The following is a 19,067-nucleotide window of genomic DNA, read 5'->3' as shown; positions in this document are numbered from 1 at the left end:
CTCGTTCAGGACAGCTCGGCCGGAGCGCAGGTGGCATCGACCCGCTCGATGAGCGCGCTGTCTTCAGGGGATTCGGGAAGCGGGAAACGCAATACGCACCGCGTGTTGTCAGGGAGCTGCACATGCAGGCGCTGACCCGCTTTTGCGTCGGGCAGAAAAATCGTTCCGGCGTCCTGGACCGTCGTCAGGTAGCGCCCCTGTTCATCGTGAACGCTCAGTCCCTTGGCCAGCCATTGCCGGTCGACGGTCATCGCATTCAGCAACAATCGCCGGACAGTGACGAGCGAGAAGTCCAGATGCTGCACCGAACCACGGGCGGGCTGCACTTCCTTCACTCCGTCGAGCACTTCAACGTTGCGCGACAGGCTGAGCGGGTCGACTTCCAGCCGTGCCGTCGACCAGGCCGGCAGGCTCGCCGCGACTGCGTGGCCCGAGCCATCGGTCCAGACCGGCCCTTGAGGCGTGTTCAGTTTCACGCCCGATCGATCACCGGCCTTGAGTACGCCGAAAGTGTCGCGCAGGGGATAGGGCGACAACGTTGCGCCATCGCGATGCAATGCCACACCACCGCGCAGCCCCACGTCGTAATCGGTCGCGCCGGATCGCTGGCCGACGCCAACGTCCAGGCTGGTGTAGCGCGGCAGCGCAGTGAAACGTACTCCGTAACCGGCCGCCGTCTCATCGCGGTATTCGGCGTTGGCGTTGTAGGCCAGGTTTTCACTCAGTACATCGCTGACAGCCACGCCCCGGCGCACGCCGGATCGATCATCACGGCGCAAATAGCCGCGCAGTCTTCGCTGGCCACCCAGCGCCATTCCCAGCGTCAGGTAAGCGGAGTTGCCCAGGCGATCAGATGCCGTGTCGCCGATGGCACGTTCCAGGTTCAACGACAGGCTGATGCGCTCAGGCAACGTACGCGACCAGGACAGGCCTAGACGCGACTGCGACGGCTCACCCTGAGTCGAATATCGCGACCAGGTCGCTCCAAACGCGCCCCATTGATCCACCGAACCGGTGAGAGAAAACACCAGGTGATCGCGACCGGGAGACTCAGCCCGGTGAAGCGCCTGATTCCAGCCGGTGTCTGACAGCGTGCGAAAATTCCGACTCTGGCGCACCGCAACCAGACTCGTCGACAGCTGCCCGGACAGCGGCGCACTCAGCGTCAGCTGCGTCTGGCTGCCTCCCGCGCCACTGGAGCGGTCATCGGACAGCACCTGCTTCACGCCCAGTGCGTAGCCGCCGGCCCATTGTCGTTGCAGGCCCCAGCCTGTCGACAGGTAGTCGGTTGCCGCGAGCACACCGGCGGTCAGTCGGGTGGCCTGCCCCCAATCCCAATCCTTGCTGAACGCCGTGAAAGAAGGCGTTTGTCGGTCGTCCGAGCCCAGCCGTCGCACCGTGCCCAGCGCGAAGTTGAACCCGCTCGGCCCGGCCCATTGCGCTTCGTGGAGACTGGCCGCCGGCACGCGCAAGCGGCGCGCCTGGCCATCCTGTTCGTGGACGGTCACGTCCAGATCAATCTGGTTGCTCAGCAATGGCAGCGCTCGCAGCGTGAACGGTCCACTCGGCACCATGGTGGTGTAGATCATCACGCCGTTCTGCCGGACTTCGATGCGGGCCGGCGAATACGCGACACCCTCCACCTGCCCCCGCGCACCGTCCTGCGCCGTTCGCAACTGGGCGAACGCCGCTTCCGGCAGGATCTGCACACCGTTGAATGGTTCACCGGCAAACAAGGTCGACGCGAGATTCAATTGCCCGACCTGCAGACTGACTTCGGCGTCTTCCAGGGTTCGCGCACCGTAGGCATACAGGTGCTCGAACCGCGAGTTGCCGGAGGTCGACGTGTAAGACTGCCGACTGCGCAATACCCAATCCCCGGCGTTCACGCCGACCTCTGAGCCCAGGCTTTGAAACCTGTCGTGTTGGCCTTCGTGCTGACTGCCGACCATCAACGCGTCGTAGTTGAAAACGCCGGCCATTCCGCCATGAGCGAAGTTGTTGGGCGCACGTTCCGGCAGCATCAGACGGTCGGTCGGTACCAGCAGATCAATCCGTTCGCGTCCCGGATCCAGATGCGCGACCGCTTCGGGAAATCCCTCCACCAACGTCGTGCACTGCTCCGGTCGCAACTTGGCCATCGAGGGTGGCGGGTGTACTCCGGCAGCATTCAGCCATTGGGGTTGCAGGCACAGTTCTCCGCGCTCGTTGAACGACACCCGCACACGGCCTCTGGCCTGTCCGTTGACCTCAAGCGCCACGGAATGCTCGCCTTGGGCGAAGCGCGGCGCCTCACGAAAGTACACCGCCAGCGCTGGGTCGATGCCGCGATCCCTCAACACTTGAGCGTCGAACTCCAGTGACTCGGCCGCCAGCACGGTGCCGTTGACCGCCAGCAGCAACACGCCCCAACGAACGCAGACCTTCATCAGCGGGTAACCGGTGCATCGTAATGGTCGACCGCAAAGCCGTAGGTGGTGGCCGGAAAAATCCTCACTGCCATCGTCTGAGCCGAGGCGTGCAAGGGGAAATCGGCGTGCAGTCGCTCGCCGGGCAAGATGTAGGTCTTCGGCAGGTTAACCGAGCGGGTGCCCGGCAGAGGCAAAATGGTTTTCGCCAGCCGAACCACATAGGGGCTCGGATTGACGACCTGCACACCAGCGGCATCTATTGACCAGGTCAGCCGTTTCCAGGGCTCGCGCTCCACCGGCAATCCGGCGGGGCGCAGAATCACCGGCAGGTTCTGACGGACACCGAGGGTGACCCGCGCTCCGGCGGCGTCACTGGTCGGCTGGATCCCCTCGAAGATCACCCGCTTCAGGCGTTCAGTCTTCAACGGTTGCTGACTTTGCAGAATGAATCGCACTTGCTGAATGCCGTCCGGTTCGACACGAGCGATGGGCGGGGTAAAGACCAGCAGTACATCGTCGCTGTCCTCGATATTCTCGACGGTGGTGTGCAGCAATGCGGGGCGCGTATCGGTATTGCGCACATTCATGACCGCTTCACCCATACCCTCCTCCACCAACAGTATCGGCGTCTGCGGAACCATTCCGGCGGCGTGGGCCAGCGGCACTGAAAGCCATGCGAACAGGCACAGCGCTGCAGTCTTGAGAGCAGACTTGAAAGAAATGAGCATCGGGATAATCCGTGAAATCCTGGATGCGGCCCGACAAATGCCGGACCGCGCTCGCGTGTGCCAGCCGGTCCCGGTGCCTGAGAGACACCGGGACGCTGTCATCAGAGGTAGAACATGTCGAACGTCACGGAGCCGTCCAGCGGGATTTCGTTGGCAATCGGCAGGGCGTTGCTTGGGCCGATGATCGGCAGCAGCTGCATCGGGAAACCGTGATGACGAGCCGCAACCGGACCGGTCGCAGCGCTGGCGCCCCACGAGTACAGTTGCGGCGCATTGCTGACCAGCGTGCTGGTCGGCACACGCCATGCCGGGGCCGCCAGCGTCCGGGTCAGCAGCGTCTGGGCATTGCCGTCGGTCTCCGGAATGCCATGGCGCAAGGCGAAACCACCAATAGGCGTACCGTTGATTTCACCCAGCCCGAAAAACAGTGCCGGATCACTCTGACCGGCACCATCACTGATGCCGGGCAACTTGGTGCCGGCCCGGTTGTCACGCACCGACACTTCCACGGGGGCCGGTGCGTCGCAATTGATGTGCAGGGACACATCGCGACCGCCCAACAGGGTCTGTGTGGTCGTATTCAACGTCGCCGCCGAAATCTTGCGCAGATCCACCGTGCCGCCACCGGCAAAGGCCGGAATGCAGGAGGTCGGAATAATGGTGCCGATGACATTCAGGTCAACGCTTTCTGCCATTGCCATTGTTGGCAGCAGCGCCGCCGCCAGTACTGCAAGACGGTATGTCTTTTTCATAAGCCGTAATCTTCCATTTGATTGACAGTTCAATCCCTACAAACCTGGTATGTAAGTAAGCGGGCTGATGATTGCGGCTTATGAGAGATAAATCTGTAGGAAACGGGAACGCTTAAACAGCGAAATCACGACTGGTTTAATAGGCACTTTGAGCCTGGTGGCGGGGTCCTACGCTGCCGTGGCCGGATGCTTTGAACCGCCATGTCTACAGGGCCCGAGTTTCAGTGCGCCTGAAAGCCCACAGCCATGAACCAGGCAGCCGCTCTGTCAGAGATCGGAAGGCCTGACGGTTAAGCCGATAACGGGCGGCGTGCGCCGTGCCATACTCCTGACCTCGCCCACACCCGGAACGACCCGACTTGAGCTCCAGACACTTCCTGCCGCCTGCACTGATGTCCGCCCTGCTGCTCACCGGGTGCGCTTCGCTTGATGTTCCGCGTGACCCGAGCCAGGCACTGCCGGCGTCCGACTCCGCGTTCGGCCGTTCGATCCTGGCCCAGGCGGCGCCCTACAAGGGCCAGTCCGGCTTTCGCCTGCTGTCCAACAGCACCGAAGCCTTCACCGCCCGCGCCGAGCTGATTCGCAACGCTCAACGCAGCCTCGACTTGCAGTACTACATCGTCCATGACGGCATCAGCACGCGAATGCTGGTGGAAGAAGTGCTGAAGGCGGCCGATCGTGGCGTGCGGGTGCGGATCCTGCTGGACGACACCACCAGTGACGGCCTCGATCTGATCATCGCCACCCTGGCGGCACATCCGCAGATCCAGATCCGCCTGTTCAATCCGCTGCACCTGGGGCGCAGCACCGGCGTGACCCGGGCGGCCGGGCGGCTGTTCAATCTGTCGCTGCAACACCGGCGGATGCACAACAAGTTGTGGCTGGCGGACAACAGCGCGGCCATCGTCGGCGGACGCAATCTGGGTGACGAGTACTTCGATGCCGAGCCCAACCTGAACTTCACCGATATCGACATGCTCAGTGTCGGGCCGGTCGCCGAGCAGCTCGGACACAGTTTCGACCAGTACTGGAACAGCGCCCTGAGCAAGCCGATCGACGAGTTCCTCTCCAGCAAACCCACGGCCAAAGACCTGCAGAACACCCGCACGCGCCTGGAAGAATCCCTGGAGGAAACCCGCAAACAGAATCACGCGCTGTATCAGCAGTTGATGACCTACCGCACCAACCCGCGCATGGACATCTGGCGCAAGGAGCTGATCTGGGCCTGGAACCAGGCACTGTGGGACGCGCCGAGCAAGGTGCTGGCCAAGGGCGAACCCGATCCGCAACTGCTGCTGACGACCCAACTGGCGCCGGAGCTCACTGGCGTCAACAAAGAACTGATGATGATTTCTGCCTACTTCGTGCCGGGACAGCCGGGGCTGGTCTACCTGACCGGCCGCGCCGATGCGGGCGTGTCGGTAAGCCTGCTGACCAACTCGCTGGAAGCCACCGACGTGCCGGCGGTGCACGGCGGTTATGCGCCGTATCGCAAGGCGCTGCTGGAGCATGGCGTGAAGCTCTACGAACTGCGGCGCCAGCCTGGGGATAATTACGGCAGCGGCCCGCACCTGTTTTACAGCAAGTCCTATCGCGGCTCGGATTCGAGCCTGCACAGCAAGGCGATGATCTTCGACGGGAAGAAATCGTTCATCGGCTCGTTCAATTTCGACCCGCGCTCGGTGCTGTGGAACACCGAAGTCGGGGTGCTGGTGGACAGCCCGGAACTGGCTGCCCATGTTCGGGAGCTGGCCTTGCAGGGCATGGCACCGGCGTTGAGTTACGAGGCGAAATTGCAGGATGGAAAAGTCGTCTGGGTTACCGAAGACAACGGCCAGATGCACACATTGACCAAGGAGCCCGGCAGTTGGTGGCGGCGCTTTAATGCGTGGTTCAGCACTACGGTGGGACTGGAGCGGATGCTGTAGCAACCCGCTCCGGCCGGCTTATCAAGCGGGCTCCGGCACCTTGCCGAACGCCCCTTGCCGCGACAGCAGTATCACCAGCCCGAACGCCCCGGCCGCCATCAGCCACGGCAACGCATGCCCGCTGATCCACTGACTGCCCGCCCCCGCCATCAACGGCCCGATCAGACAACCGACGCCCCACAGCTGCGCGACATGCGCGTTGGCGCGCACCAGCGCATCGTCGCGGTAGCGCTCGCCAATCAAAATCAGCGACAGGGTGAACAGGCCACCCGCACTGGCGCCGAACAGCACCCACAGCGGCCAGATCAGCAAGGTGTCGAGCAGCATCGGAATCGCCAGACTCGACAACATCAATACCACGGCGCAACCGGTAAACAGGGTTCGCCGTGACAGATAATCGGCCAGCGCACCGATGGGCAATTGCAGCAGCGCATCGCCCACCACCACGGTGCTGACCATCGCCAGCGCAATCTCCGCAGTGAACCCCTGTTGCAGGCAATACACCGGCAACAGGGTCAGGATCATTGCTTCGAACGCGGCGAACAGCGACACCGCCCAGGCGATGGCCGGCAGCTCGCGAGCGAAGCCCCACAGATCCCCGAAGGTCACGCTGCTGGCCTCACTGCTCGGCGCGCCACTGCGGCCCAACAGCAGAAACGGCGAAGCGATCAGCAGACCGACACCCACCCAGAAGCCGTAATCGTGATCGGTGCCAAGCGCACCCAGCAGTAATGGACCAGACAGTTGGCTCAACGCATAACTGCTGCCATACAGTGCCACCAGTCGTCCGCGCCAGTGCTCGACCACCAGTTGATTGATCCAGCTCTCGCCGAGGATGAACACGATGGTCAGAACCACGCCGATCATCAGCCGCAATACCAGCCAGATCGGGTAACTCGGCAGCAGCGCCAGCAGGCCGATGGACAGCGCCCCGGCCCACAGGCACAGGCGCATCAGGTTCGCCGTACCGAAACGCGCGGCCAGATGACTGGAAATCTTCGCCCCCAGCAACACGCCAATGGCCGGCATTGCCGCCATCACGCCAATGGCGAACGAGCCGTAACCCCAACCCTCCAGGCGCAATGACACCAGCGGCATGCTGACACCAAGGGCCAGGCCGACACTCAAGACAGACGCCAACACGGCGAAATACGTCGCCCAACGCATGTTCCACGCTCCTGTGGATAATTTTTATGTGCACCACAAAACACTGTGGGAGATTCTATGTTGCAGGGGAACCCTGCAACCTTAAATTGGGTTGGTATTCGCTCTGATTTTTCATGAGGGCGAATGCCACCCGGCAAAGCTTACGGGCGAGGATGACCAAAGCCTGAGTTCTGGCTAGACCTCTTGCCAGATAGGATTCATAGAACGGTTTCCAAACAGGGGACCGACAAGCTGCCATAGCTGCATTGTGTGCAAGACGCCGTAATTCTCCGTCACCTTTTTTGCTCAAGTGGCGAGGACTGTGTTTCTTGCCTGAGTCCTTTGCCTTCAAATCCATTCCCAGAAAGGCGATGAACGCATCGGCGCTGGCGAACTCACCTCGCATATACGTAGTTGCCAAGCCCGTTGCCGTGAGTTCACCAATCCCTTCAATCGCTTTGCAGCGTCTGATGTTTTCGCTAATGCCGGCCTCTTGGCTGACTTTGCGGAGTAATTCCTGAATGGCCTGATCAAGCTGTTTGAAATGCTCCAACCCATGGGCCAAAAGATCTTCAAGGAGAGGTTCGTTTGACCAGCGAGGTAAGGATTGTCATGACGAATCCTCGGAGCTAGGGTTTAAGAGCTTGTCGGGGTCTACCGTAGCGCTGGCTTGCCTCTATCGTCGGTTTTACCGATGAATTCCTTATCGGCGCTTTAGGTAGAAAGGGCGGGACGAGAAGTCTCCCACGGTCCGTACTGGCTAGAGTCGGAATCGAGCTTTTAGTCCCGCCCACCCCTTCAAGTCTAAACATACAAGCGGGCTTGCCCGCGATGAGGCCAGCAAAACCGACACACATCTTTTCTAAGCCAGCTCGGCAACCTTCGCCGCTTTCAATTCCGCTTCCCGCGCCTGCGCATCCGCCAGGCGATACAGCTCGATCGTGCCGTCCCAGTGTTCGATCAGCGCCGTGCATGACTCGACCCAATCGCCACAGTTGAGGTAATCCACCTCGCCGACCTTACGGATCTCGGCGTGGTGAATGTGCCCGCAGACCACCCCGTGCAACTCGCGCTTCACGCATTCGTGGGCGATGGCTTCTTCGAAATCGCTGATGAAACTGACCGCAGTCTTCACCTTGTGCTTGAGATAGGCCGACAGCGACCAGTAGCCGTAGCCGTATTTCGCCCGCCAGTGATTGAGCCAGCGGTTGAGGGTCAGGGTGAACTCGTAGGCCGAATCTCCGAGGAACGCCAGCCAGCGGTGGTAACGGGTGATCACGTCGAACTGGTCGCCGTGAATCACCAGCAGATGCCGGCCATCGGCGGTGACGTGTACCGCCTCGTCGACCAGCTGGATATTGCCCAGAATCAGTTTCGAATAGCGGCGCAGGAATTCGTCGTGGTTGCCGGTGACATAGATCACCTCGGTGCCGCGCTTGCTCATGGTCAGCAAACGGCGGATCACGTTGGTGTGCGCCTGCGGCCAGTACATGCCACCGCGCAGTTTCCAGCCGTCGATGATGTCGCCGACCAGGTAGATCTTGTCGGCGTGATAGCCCTTGAGAAATTGCGACAGATGCTCGGCCTGGCAATCCCGCGTGCCCAAGTGCACGTCGGAAATCCACAAGGTGCGAACCCTTTGTTTACGGCTGGGTCTGGCGAGCTCGGCGCTGGTCATGGGCAACCCTCTGCGATGTTTTCGCCACTCTGCGCGCGCCCGGTTAATCGACCATGACAGCTGTGCGTCAGTCGTGTGACAAAGGCGTCGCCCCCTGCGCCGGTGTAGACTGGCGGCTCGCCCGGAGACCACCATGCACCCGATCCTGACCCTGCGCCATTACAGCCATGACCTGATCGCCCACAGCCACGACCACGCGCAACTGGTGTTCGGCCTATCGGGCGCGCTGGATTTCGAAGTCGAAGGGCATGGCAGTCAGGTTTTGCAGCAGAGCTTCGTGGTGATTCCCGCCGGCGCGCATCACGCGTGCGGCAGTCCCAAGGGCAGCCGCTGTCTGGTGCTGGATGTGCCCGACGAACAATGGCTGGCACGCTCGCTGGGCAATCACGCCGATGCCAGCCGTCGTCTACTGGACAACGCCGCCCGTTTGTCTCTGGATGCCGGTCAAGGTCAACTGGTCAATTGGCTGGCGAACAGTCCGGTGGATGACCCGTTGATTGCGCAACAGGGCGCGGTGCTGCTGTTGGCGAGCCTGAACCATGCGCCGCCCGCCGAGATCGTCGCGCGCCGCCTGCCCTACGCGGCACTCGATGCGCACATCGAGCAGTACGCGGCCTATCCGCTGCAAGTGGCGGATCTGGCGCGCGTCGCCGGATTGTCCAGCGCCCGGTTGCATGCGCGGTTCGTCACCGAATGCGGGCAGACACCGATGGACTATATTCGCAGCCGCCGGCTGCACAAAGCCGTCACGCTGTTGCGCAACACCACGCTGCCCATCGGCGAAGTGGCCAGCCGTGTCGGCTACAACTCGCAAAGTGCGTTCTCGGCCGCCGTCCTGCGTGAATTCGGTACCTCTCCTACACAATTGCGACGCGAGGCTGACGACAAAAGTCGATAGCCTGCCGACAGACTTTTGCGTCGAGACACGCTTCAATGTGTGCCTGTAATGGTGTTTGGAAAAAGGACTGCAATGACTCCCCGTACCGCCCTCGGCGCCCTGCATATCGGCGCACTGATGTTCGGCCTGACCGGCGTTTTCGGCAAACTCGCGGCCGCAACGCCCGCCGTCATCGTGTTCGGACGCGCCGCGTTTGCCGTGCTGGCCCTGGCGTTTTTCGCCCGTTTTGCCCAGCAGGGCGGCTGGCAGAGATTGCAGGCCGTCGACTGGCGACGACTGGCCCTGAGCGGCGTGCTGCTGGCCGGGCACTGGGTGAGTTTCTTCATTGCGGTCAAGGTCGCGGGCGTCGCGATTGCGACCCTGGGTTTCGCCAGTTTCCCGGCCTTCACGGTGATCCTCGAAGGGCTGATCTTCCGCGAACGCATCCGCATCAATGAAATCGTCCTCGTGGCGCTGGTCAGTGTCGGACTGGTGCTGGTGACCCCCGCCTTCGATCTGGCCAGCGGCGCGACCACCGGCCTGCTCTGGGCGATCCTGTCCGGCCTGCTGTTTTCCCTGTTGTCCCTGACCAACCGCGCCAGCTCCGGGCGCATCCCGGCGGTGCAGGCGGCGCTGTGTCAGAACGTGGTGGTGGCGTTGTGTCTGCTGCCGGTGGCGGCGCCGCAGCTGAGCGAGGTGCGTGCCATCGACTGGTTGTGGATCGGTTTGCTCGGGGTGTTCTGCACCGGTGTTGCCCACAGTCTGTTCGTCGCCAGCCTGGCGGTGATCAAGGCGCGCACCGCCGCAGTGGTGTTCGCCATGGAGCCGGTGTACGGGATTACCGTGGCGTGGCTGCTGTTCGATGAAGATCCGACCCTGCGCATGCTGATCGGCGGCGCGCTGATCATCGTTGCCATCGTGGTGTCGAGCCGGATGTCAGGCAGCAGCGACAAGAAAACCGTCGCGGCCGAAGCCGCCTCTCACTGAGTACGGTCGTTGTGGCCGAGGTCGCGGTCAGGGTCAATCTGGTCGCGCACCCGCTGCTTGAGCACCTTGGCCTCCGGGAAACCGCCGTCGGCCTTGCGTTCCCAGATCTGCACATCGTTGCAGGTGATGTGGAATATCCCGCCGGTTCCCGGCACCAGTGACACTTTGCCAAGATCGTCGCCGAAGGTGCTGAGCAGCTCTTGCGCCAGCCACGCGGCGCGCAACAGCCACTGGCATTGCGTGCAATAAGTGATGACGATTTCCGGTTTTGTGACGGTCATGATCGCTGAAACTCCTGAGCCAGAGGGCGCCGCTATAATAGCCGGCTTTACCGCTCGCCCCGAGACTCACGATGCGTCGTCTGCTGATCTGCCTGTTGCTTGGTTTCCTACCGCTGTTCGTTCATGCCAGTGAGGCCACACGCCCGAAAGTCGGCCTGGTGCTGTCCGGCGGCGCGGCCCGTGGACTGGCGCACATCGGTGTGCTCAAGGCTCTGGAAGAGCAAGGCATCAAGATCGATGCGATTGCCGGCACCAGCATGGGCGCGGTGGTCGGCGGGCTGTATGCCTCGGGCTACAAGATCGACGAGCTGGAAAAGCTCGCCCTGACCATCGACTGGCAGCAGGCGCTGTCCGACGCCCCGCCCCGTGAAGACGTGCCGTTCCGGCGCAAGCAGGACGACCGCGACTTTCTGGTGAAACAGAAGCTGAGCTTTCGCGATGACGGCAGCCTTGGCCTGCCATTGGGCGTGATTCAGGGCCAGAACCTCGCGCTGCTGCTGGAAAGCCTGCTGGCCCACACCAGCGACACCCGGGACTTCGACAAGCTGCCGATCCCGTTCCGCGCCGTGACCACCGATATCGCCAACGGCGAAAAAGTGGTGTTCCGCAAGGGCCACCTGCCGCAGGTGATCCGCGCCAGCATGTCGATCCCGGCGGTGTTCGCCCCGGTCGAACTCGACGGCCGATTGCTGGTGGATGGCGGCATGACCGACAACATCCCTCTCGACGTAGCCCGTGAAATGGGCGTCGACGTGGCCATCGTGGTCGACATCGGCACCCCGCTGCGCAACCGCAAGCAACTGGTGACCGTGGTCGATGTGCTGAACCAGTCGATCACCCTGATGACTCGTCGCAACTCCGAAGAGCAACTGGCGACCCTGCATCCCGATGACGTGCTGATCCAGCCGCCGCTGGCGAGTTTCGGCGCCACCGACTTCGGTCGCGGCCAGGAGATGATCGACGCCGGCTACCGCGCGACCCAGGCTCTGGACGTGCGCCTCGCCCGCCTCAAACCCGCGCAATCGCAGGACGCCGAGCTCAACGCCGCCCGCGCGCCAGGCCAGCGCACACCGATCATCACCGCGATCAAGGTCGAGAACGACTCGAAAGTCGGCGATGACGTGATCCGCTATTACATCCGCCAGCACATCGGTGAACCGCTGGACCTGGGTCGCCTGCAAACCGACATGGGCACCCTGTACGGCCTCGATTACTTCGAGCAGGTGCAATACCGCGTGGTGCACAAGGGATCGGATCACACGCTGGTGATCAGCGCGCGGGGTAAACGCACCGGTACGGATTACCTGCGAGTCGGCCTCAACCTGTCGGATGACATGCGCGGCGACAGCGCCTTCAACCTCGGTGCCAGTTACCGCGTGAACGGCATCAACCGGCTCGGCGCGGAATGGCTGACCCGGGCGCAGATCGGCGATAAACAAGAGTTGTACAGCGAGTTCTATCAGCCGCTGGACGTGGGCTCTCGCTACTTTTTGGCGCCTTATGCGTCGTTTGCCGCACAGAACGTCGACTCGGTGCTGGACAACGATCCGATTGCCCAGTATCGCGTCGAGCGCTACGGCTTCGGCCTCAATGTTGGTCGGCAGATCGGCAACAGCGGTGAAGTGCGCTTCGGGGTCGGCGAGGCTTGGGGCAAGGCGGATGTGCGGATCGGCGACCAGGATCTGCCGAGCGAAAGTTTCAACGAAGGGTTCTACGCGTTGAAGTATTCCTTCGACTCGCTGGACAACGTCTACTTCCCCCACGAGGGCGAAGACATCGGCCTGACCCTGGTTCAGTTCGAACCGAGCCTGGGTTCCGACACGCGCTACCGGCAGTGGGAGTTCAAACTGGACAAGGCCATGAGCAGTGGACCTGACACGCTGATTCTCGGCGGTCGTTACGGCCGCACACTGGATGATGCCAATGTGGTGACCTCCAGTTTCCTGCTTGGCGGCGCCCGGCAATTATCCGGTTTCCGCGAGGACGCCATCTCCGGGCAGAACGTCAGTCTGATGCGGGCGGTGTATTACCGCCGCCTCACACCACGCGCCTACCTGCCGCTGGACTTCCCGTTGTACGCCGGCGCCTCGCTGGAACGTGGCCGGGCCTGGAACAACGACAACGAGTTCGACAGCGGCTACATCAACGCCGCCAGCGTGTTCATCGGCTTCGATACGCCGCTTGGGCCGCTGAACTTCAGCTATGGCCTGAACGATGCGGATGAACAGGCGGTGTACCTGAACCTCGGGCAGACCTTCTGACAGCGCTCAGCGAATCCCCGCCAACAGCGTGCGCGCTGTTTGCCTGAGGGGTTCGTCGGCTTCCTTGAGCAGTTCGTTGAGCAAGGCAATGGCGCTGTCGATATCGCCGTCATCGATACAGGTCTGGGCCTGTTCGAGTTTGCCGGCGTTGGCGGCGTCCGAGGGTTCGGCTTCCGGCGCCTGCAGCTCCAGTGGCTCCAGCGAGAGCGACGTGCCGGGATCGCCAAATTCGTTGAGAAAGTCCTCGTCCAGCGGCTGCGCTTCCGGCTCGGCGATCCATTCCAGTTCGGCGGTTTCAGCATCGTCGGGCAGGGTTTCCGGCAATTCGAAATCCTGTGGCAATACCTGCAGATCGGAACCCAGCGCCGATGGAGCCTGTTCAGGTGTGGCAGCGGGCGGGCGAGTTTCCTCAAGATCCCAACTGGAGGCCATCGAGAGCTGATCCAGGTTCAGCTCGAAATTGTCTTCGGCCACCGGCTCCACAGGCGTCGCAGGTTCGATCGGCAGCGCGGCAATCACCGGGGCCGCCGCCCCCAAAGGTACGGCGCTGGCCAGTTTCGGGTAGCGGGCGCGAATCTCCTGCAAGCGCTGATCCTCGACCCCGAGCTGGCGCAATCGACTTTCCTGCTCGTCATAGGCCGGCGTGTCGCCCTGGCGCCCCAGCACTTCAAGCAATTGCACGCCGAGGTCGATACGTTCCGGCTCCCTCTGCAACGCATCGTGCAACAGGCCGGCGGCCTCCCCCAAGCGTCCGTAGGCCAGATAGATGCCGACCGCTTCCAGCACATCGCCGTTGGCGTGTTCTTCGCGATGTTCGACAGCACTGTGAACGGCAGTCGGCTGCATCGGTTCGGCGTCATCGACCGGGGGTTCGTTTCGTACCGGCAGGAACGGCAACGGCGCAGCAGTCCCTTGCGCCTGCTGGCGTTGCCGGCGCACATAAAGCCCTGCCACCAGCAATCCCAGTACCAGCAGCAGTCCGCCAAGCAGCGGCCAGTTGAGTGAATCCTCCTGAGACTCGACCGGGGCAATGACCGGCGCAGGCGCAGGTGCCACGGGGGCGACAGGTGCCGGCCGCGCCTGTTGCACTTCAATCAGGCGGGCCTGTAAATCGCCGAGCTGTTTCTTGCCGTCAGCGATCAGCACTTCCTGGGCCTGAAGCTTCACGTTCAACTCATCGATGGTTTTTTGCAGTTGCTGGTTCTGCACAAGGCTCGCCGCCAGTTGTTCAGCCTGCGCGTCGGCGACCGGAGCCGGTGGCTGCACAGGCGCAGCAGGTTTGGCCGGCGTGGTTGCGGAAGGAGCCTCGGGGGTCGGGAATTCCGACGATTGCGCACGCGCCGTTGGCTCGTCGGTGGCGGGGACTATTCCCGGTGAGCCCGGCGGGTCGATCAGCACGGTGTATTCGCGCAGCAGATGGCCATTGGGCTGATCGAGCTGCACCAGGAAATTCAGAAAGGGTTCGTTGACCGGTTTGGTCGAAGTCACCCGGATCATGTTGCGATTGCCACGCAGGATCGGGGTGAACTTGAGGTTGTTGAGAAAGAACACGCGCTCGACGCCGGCGCGGCCAAACTCGTCCGCCGAGGCCAGACGGACCGCCAGTTCGCTTTCGCTGACGCCCCCGACATCCACCAGGGCGATGTCAGCCTTGAGCGGCTGATTGAGGGCTGAATGCACGGTGATGTCACCGAGCCCCAGCGCCAATGACGCGGTGGACCAGGTGAGAACACCGGCCACCAGCAGCGAGTTGGCGCAACGCAGTACCACGTGCCGACTTCCGAGCATGAGCATCCCTTGAATAAGCAAAACCGACTTCTATGCGTTCGCACATCCGGTACGAACACGATATTGCCCAGTAGTTCTTATAGTCTGCCCAGCGCGATCCCTCAAAAAAACGGCACGCGGTTATGCCTCAAGACTTTTCCAGGTTGGCCAGAATGTGACCGTGAACCCGCATGCAGACCTTCAGATCCGCCTCGTCGACGCCTTCGAACAATTCCTTGCGCAGTTGGGTGGCGATGGTTTCGATCTGTTCGATCAGCGGCAGGGCCGGTGCACACAGCACGATTTTTTTCGCCCGGCGGTCTTCCATTACAGACTGGCGTTGCACCAGCCCCTGGCTTTCCAGGCTGTCGAGCAGACGGGCCAGGGTCGGCCCTTCGACGCCGACGCTTTGCGCCAGCTCCCGTTGCGTCGGCGCTTCTTCGAAGCGCGCCAGATGCAGCAGTACCAGCCAGCGCGCCTGGGACAGCCCCAGACCGGCCAGCCGGCGATCCAGTTCGGCACGCCAGCCACGGGACATCTGGGCCAATTGCATGCCAAAGCGGTGTTGATCGGTTAACGGCATAAAACACTCATGATTAGACTGAAGAAATAGAGAAAAACTAATTATTAGTCAGCTAAGCATGACATTTGGCTATAGGCAAGGGGCGTCCTGTACTGAATCGTTACATCGGTATAGCGGTTGGCACAAACGCCCTCTCACATTTCAAACTCCGATTGCAGCGCAGCCCGCACGCAATACAGCACTCCTTCCGGTACGCGACCGGCAAACAGCTCGGCCACTTCTGCGACCGACGGCAACTCGCCTTCGCCGTCAAGGAACGCATCCTGGACTTCGCCCATCAGGTCTTCCGGCAAATCCAGCGCCTGTTCCAGCGACAGCTGCTGCTTGCCGATGGCTTCGGCGAGCATGGTGTAGACGTTCTTTTCCGAGCACTGCAACTGACCGGAGATCTGCAACGGCGTCATGCCGGCGCGAGCCAGGGTGATCAGTTCGTGGCGCACGTCGGCCACCACTTTCGGCGCCTCGGCCTCGCCGCCGAGCACTTCGAGGAAGGCCTCGCCGTAACGCTCCAGCTTGCGCGCACCGACGCCGCTGACCCGGGCCATGTCCGCCAGCGAGGTCGGCTGGCTGCGGAGCATTTCCAGCAGGGTCGAGTCGGGGAAGATGACGTATGGCGGCACACCGTGTTCTTCCGCCAGTTTGCGCCGCAGGGCGCGCAAGGCTTCCCACTGTTCGCGTTCTTCGCCACGCACCAGTTGACTGGCCTGGCTCTTGCTGCCGCTCTTGGCGATGACTTGCGGCTTGAGGTCGCGGCGCAGCTCCAGGCTTACTTCGCCTTTGAGCAGCGGCCGGCAAGTGTCGCTCAGGCGCAGCCCGCCGTAGCCTTCGTGATCGACATCGGCCAGGCCGCGAGCAACCAGTTGACGGAACAGCGAGCGCCATTCGCTCTCGCTCAGCGCCTTGCCGACGCCGAACACCGACAGGTGCTGATGGCCGAAGCTGCGAACCTTTTCGTTGTCCTTGCCCAGCAGCACGTCCACCAGATGGCCGACGCCGTAACGCTGGCCGGTGCGATAGATCGCCGACAGCGCCTGACGCGCAGGCTCGGTGGCGTCCCAGGTCTGCACGCCGTCGGTGCAGTTGTCGCAGTGGCCGCACGGCTCGGGCATGTCTTCGTCGAAGTACGCCAGCAGCGCCTGACGACGGCAGCGGGTTTCTTCGCAGAGCGAGAGCATGGCGTCGAGCTTGTGCTGCTCCAGCCGCTTGTGGCGCTCGTCGCCCTCGGAGTTCTGCAGCATCTGCTTGAGCATCACCACGTCTTGCAGGCCGTAGGCCATCCACGCGTCCGCCGGCAGACCGTCACGGCCGCCGCGTCCGGTTTCCTGGTAATAGGCTTCCAGGGATTTCGGCAGATCGAGGTGAGCGACGAAGCGCACGTTGGGTTTGTCGATGCCCATGCCGAACGCCACGGTGGCGACCATGATCAGCCCTTCCTCATTGAGGAAGCGCTTCTGGTGATAGGCACGCAGATCGTTGGGCAGACCGGCGTGGTAAGGCAGCGCCGGGAAGCCCTGTTCGGTGAGAAACGCGGCCACCTCTTCCACCTTCTTGCGCGACAGGCAGTAGACGATGCCGGCGTCGCTGCGCCGTTCGGCGAGGAACGCCAGCAATTGCTTGCGCGGCTGCTCCTTGGGCACGATGCGGTAGAAGATGTTCGGCCGGTCGAAGCTCGACAGGAAACGCTCGGCGTTCTGCAAATGCAGGCGGGTGACGATTTCTTCGCGGGTGCGTTTGTCGGCGGTGGCGGTCAGGGCGATGCGCGGCACGTCGGGGAACATTTCCGCCAACTGCCCCAGTTGCAGGTATTCCGGCCGGAAGTCATGGCCCCATTGCGACACGCAGTGCGCTTCGTCGATGGCGAACAGGGCGATGTTCAGGCCTTGCAGGAACGACAGCATGCGCGGCTGAACCAGCCGCTCCGGCGCCAGATACAGCATCTTCACTTCGCCGCGCTTGATCCGGTTGGCGAGGTCGCGCTGTTGTTCGGCGCTCAGGGTGGAGTTCAACGCGGCGGCGGCCACACCCAGCTCTTCGAGGGTGGCGACCTGATCGTCCATCAAAGCGATCAGCGGCGAAACCACCACCGCCAGGCCGTCGCGCAGCAGCGCCGGCACCTGGAAGCACAGGGACTTGCCGCCGCCGGTCGGCATCAGGACAAGGGCATCGCCGCCACTGGCCACGCGCTCAATGATTGCACCCTGCCGGCCACGGAAACTGTCGTAGCCGAAGATGTCCTTGAGGACGCGTTGAGCCTGTTCGAGCATAAAAACTCCAAAAATCCACCGAAACATCCCTGCACAGGCTGGTTCAAGACAGCCGAGGCTGCTTTAAACAAAACGTAAGCGCGCATTGCATCGCGCCGCACACAATCAGCCGCGACACCGGCAGGGATCGCAAAGCGCGGCAGTATACCCGACCCCTCTGCGGCAGAGGGCACCGCCGATAAGAAGCTTGTGCGGGCAAATCTGCCGTGCGGCTGGCTTGAGGGCTCAAGAAGGCCTAGAATTCCCGCATTGTTTATTCCCCCAAGGTAGCCCTTTAATGTCCTTCGCCGAGCAACTAACCCGCCTGCAAGTCTTCCTCGACGCCGACGAGCTGCATGAAGAGGCGCTGGACTACGTGGCCGCTCACGGTTACCTGACCGCGCTGTCGATCTGCGCCGATGTGGTGCCGGATCGTGAGTGGATCGACGCCCTGTTCGCCGAAGAGCCGCATTACAGCAGCGAAGCCCAGCGTGAAGAGATCGAAGCCACGCTGATCGGCCTCAAGGCCCACATCGCCCGCCAACTGGCGTCGGATGAAGAATTCGAGCTGCCCTGCGAGCTGGACCTGGGCGACGACCCGGACGATTCCGAACTGCGTGGCTGGTGCATCGGCTTCATGGAAGGCGTATTCCTGCGCGAAGCGGCCTGGTTCGAAACCGCCGAAGAAGAAGTCAGCGAAATGCTCCTGCCGATCATGGTCGGTTCGGGCCTGTTCGACGAACAGCCCGAGTTCGAAGACATCGCCAAGGACGCCAACCTGATGGACGACATGATCGTGCAGATCCCTGAGGCCCTGACCGCGCTGTACCTGCTGTGCCAGGCGCCCGACGAAAAACCGGCGATCCTCAAGCCTCGTCACCACTAAGATCCGGCCTATGGACAACCCCATAGGCAACCGCCCCCTGATGTTGCGCTACATCCTGCTGGCCATCGGCTGGCTGAGCGTGGCATTGGGGGTGATCGGGATTTTCCTGCCTGTTCTCCCCACGACTCCCTTCCTGCTGCTGGCAGCCGCCTGCTTCGCCCGCAGTTCCCCGCGTTTCTACCAATGGCTGGTCGAGCATCCCCGGCTCGGGCCATGGATCCGCGACTACCTCGATGGCAACGGCATACCGCTCAAGGGCAAGGTCTACGCGATCGGGCTGATGTGGGCGAGCATTCTGTTCTCGTGCTATTTGGTGCCGCTGCCATGGGCGCGGGGGTTCATGCTGACCAGTGCGGTGTTGGTGACGGTTTATATCCTCAGACAGAAAACCTTGCGCAAGCCCTGATCTCACCCTGCCCTCAGGCTTGTCAAAGCCACAAACCGCTCATCGGAAATACCCTTCGACCTGTTATTTCTGACAGTAGCCAATCCCCTCGCTTCACGCCTTAAATCAGTCCAGCCCTGAACTGCGGCTCGAA

Annotated in this window: 15 protein-coding genes and 1 pseudogene; 6 read left to right on the top strand and 10 right to left on the bottom strand. The window is 62.3% G+C overall.

The annotated features are described in order from the left end of the window. Nucleotides 1-5 precede the first annotated feature (5 nt). The 3 genes from AWU82_RS00110 to AWU82_RS00100 form a co-directional block, all read right to left on the bottom strand. A complete protein-coding gene (locus tag AWU82_RS00110; protein WP_064379357.1) occupies nucleotides 6-2,429 on the bottom strand; it encodes a fimbria/pilus outer membrane usher protein in 2,424 nt (807 codons plus the stop codon). Then, a complete protein-coding gene (locus AWU82_RS00105; protein ID WP_064379355.1) occupies nucleotides 2,429-3,139 on the bottom strand; it encodes a fimbria/pilus chaperone family protein in 711 nt (236 codons plus the stop codon). Before AWU82_RS00105 ends, AWU82_RS00110 begins: the two co-directional genes overlap by 1 nt. A 101-nt stretch (nucleotides 3,140-3,240) precedes the next feature. Further along, complete coding sequence (locus tag AWU82_RS00100; protein ID WP_064379354.1) at nucleotides 3,241-3,891, bottom strand: DUF1120 domain-containing protein; 651 nt, start codon at nucleotides 3,889-3,891, stop codon at nucleotides 3,241-3,243. Between the two features lie 392 nt (nucleotides 3,892-4,283). On the opposite strand from AWU82_RS00100, the gene AWU82_RS00095 reads away from it, so the two are divergent. Next, entirely contained in the window at nucleotides 4,284-5,819 is a 1,536-nt protein-coding gene (locus tag AWU82_RS00095; RefSeq protein WP_139831553.1) for a phospholipase D family protein, read from the top strand. A 21-nt stretch (nucleotides 5,820-5,840) separates the two neighbouring features. Here the strand turns inward: AWU82_RS00095 and AWU82_RS00090 are convergent, their stop codons facing one another. From AWU82_RS00090 to AWU82_RS00080, 3 genes and pseudogenes are all read right to left on the bottom strand, one after another. Beyond that, on the bottom strand, nucleotides 5,841-6,986 hold the full coding sequence (locus AWU82_RS00090) for an MFS transporter (RefSeq protein ID WP_064379350.1): 1,146 nt from the start codon (nucleotides 6,984-6,986) through the stop codon (nucleotides 5,841-5,843). 55 nt (nucleotides 6,987-7,041) lie between these two features. Further along, nucleotides 7,042-7,560 (bottom strand): annotated as a pseudogene (locus tag AWU82_RS00085) (transposase); the annotation flags it as partial. Between the two features lie 267 nt (nucleotides 7,561-7,827). Further along, entirely contained in the window at nucleotides 7,828-8,643 is an 816-nt protein-coding gene (locus tag AWU82_RS00080; RefSeq protein WP_007958385.1) for a UDP-2,3-diacylglucosamine diphosphatase, read from the bottom strand. Nucleotides 8,644-8,776: 133 nt separating this feature from the next. On the opposite strand from AWU82_RS00080, the gene AWU82_RS00075 reads away from it, so the two are divergent. Further along, entirely contained in the window at nucleotides 8,777-9,541 is a 765-nt protein-coding gene (locus AWU82_RS00075) for an AraC family transcriptional regulator (protein WP_064383249.1), read from the top strand. A gap of 72 nt (nucleotides 9,542-9,613) precedes the next feature. Beyond that, nucleotides 9,614-10,507: a DMT family transporter gene (locus AWU82_RS00070; protein ID WP_064383247.1), complete on the top strand. Its 894-nt coding sequence runs from the start codon at nucleotides 9,614-9,616 to the stop codon at nucleotides 10,505-10,507. On the opposite strand, the gene AWU82_RS00065 is transcribed toward AWU82_RS00070, so the two are convergent. After that, nucleotides 10,501-10,788, bottom strand: coding sequence for an Rdx family protein (locus tag AWU82_RS00065; protein WP_011332993.1), 288 nt, complete (start codon nucleotides 10,786-10,788; stop codon nucleotides 10,501-10,503). The genes AWU82_RS00070 and AWU82_RS00065 overlap by 7 nt on opposite strands. A gap of 71 nt (nucleotides 10,789-10,859) precedes the next feature. On the opposite strand from AWU82_RS00065, the gene AWU82_RS00060 reads away from it, so the two are divergent. Further along, on the top strand, nucleotides 10,860-13,049 hold the full coding sequence (locus tag AWU82_RS00060; protein ID WP_064383245.1) for a patatin-like phospholipase family protein: 2,190 nt from the start codon (nucleotides 10,860-10,862) through the stop codon (nucleotides 13,047-13,049). Nucleotides 13,050-13,055: 6 nt separating this feature from the next. Here the strand turns inward: AWU82_RS00060 and AWU82_RS00055 are convergent, their stop codons facing one another. The 3 genes from AWU82_RS00055 to recQ form a co-directional block, all read right to left on the bottom strand. Then, nucleotides 13,056-14,837, bottom strand: a complete 1,782-nt coding sequence (locus AWU82_RS00055; protein WP_064383243.1) for a motility hub landmark protein FimV — start codon at nucleotides 14,835-14,837, stop codon at nucleotides 13,056-13,058. Nucleotides 14,838-14,964: 127 nt separating this feature from the next. Continuing rightward, complete coding sequence (locus AWU82_RS00050; protein ID WP_039765478.1) at nucleotides 14,965-15,399, bottom strand: MarR family transcriptional regulator; 435 nt, start codon at nucleotides 15,397-15,399, stop codon at nucleotides 14,965-14,967. A 134-nt stretch (nucleotides 15,400-15,533) separates the two neighbouring features. Further along, a complete protein-coding gene (recQ, locus tag AWU82_RS00045) occupies nucleotides 15,534-17,663 on the bottom strand; it encodes a DNA helicase RecQ (protein ID WP_064383240.1) in 2,130 nt (709 codons plus the stop codon). Between the two features lie 277 nt (nucleotides 17,664-17,940). Between recQ and AWU82_RS00040 the strand changes: the two genes are divergently transcribed. Next, nucleotides 17,941-18,528, top strand: a complete 588-nt coding sequence (locus tag AWU82_RS00040) for a UPF0149 family protein (RefSeq protein WP_007958400.1) — start codon at nucleotides 17,941-17,943, stop codon at nucleotides 18,526-18,528. Between the two features lie 10 nt (nucleotides 18,529-18,538). Next, nucleotides 18,539-18,934, top strand: a complete 396-nt coding sequence (locus tag AWU82_RS00035; RefSeq protein WP_064383238.1) for a YbaN family protein — start codon at nucleotides 18,539-18,541, stop codon at nucleotides 18,932-18,934. Nucleotides 18,935-19,067: the final 133 nt, after the last annotated feature.

Source organism: Pseudomonas glycinae (assembly GCF_001594225.2).
GTDB lineage: Bacteria > Pseudomonadota > Gammaproteobacteria > Pseudomonadales > Pseudomonadaceae > Aquipseudomonas > Aquipseudomonas glycinae.
The sequence above is the reverse complement of the archived record's forward strand: the minus strand, read 5'-3'. Positions and strand labels throughout refer to the sequence as shown.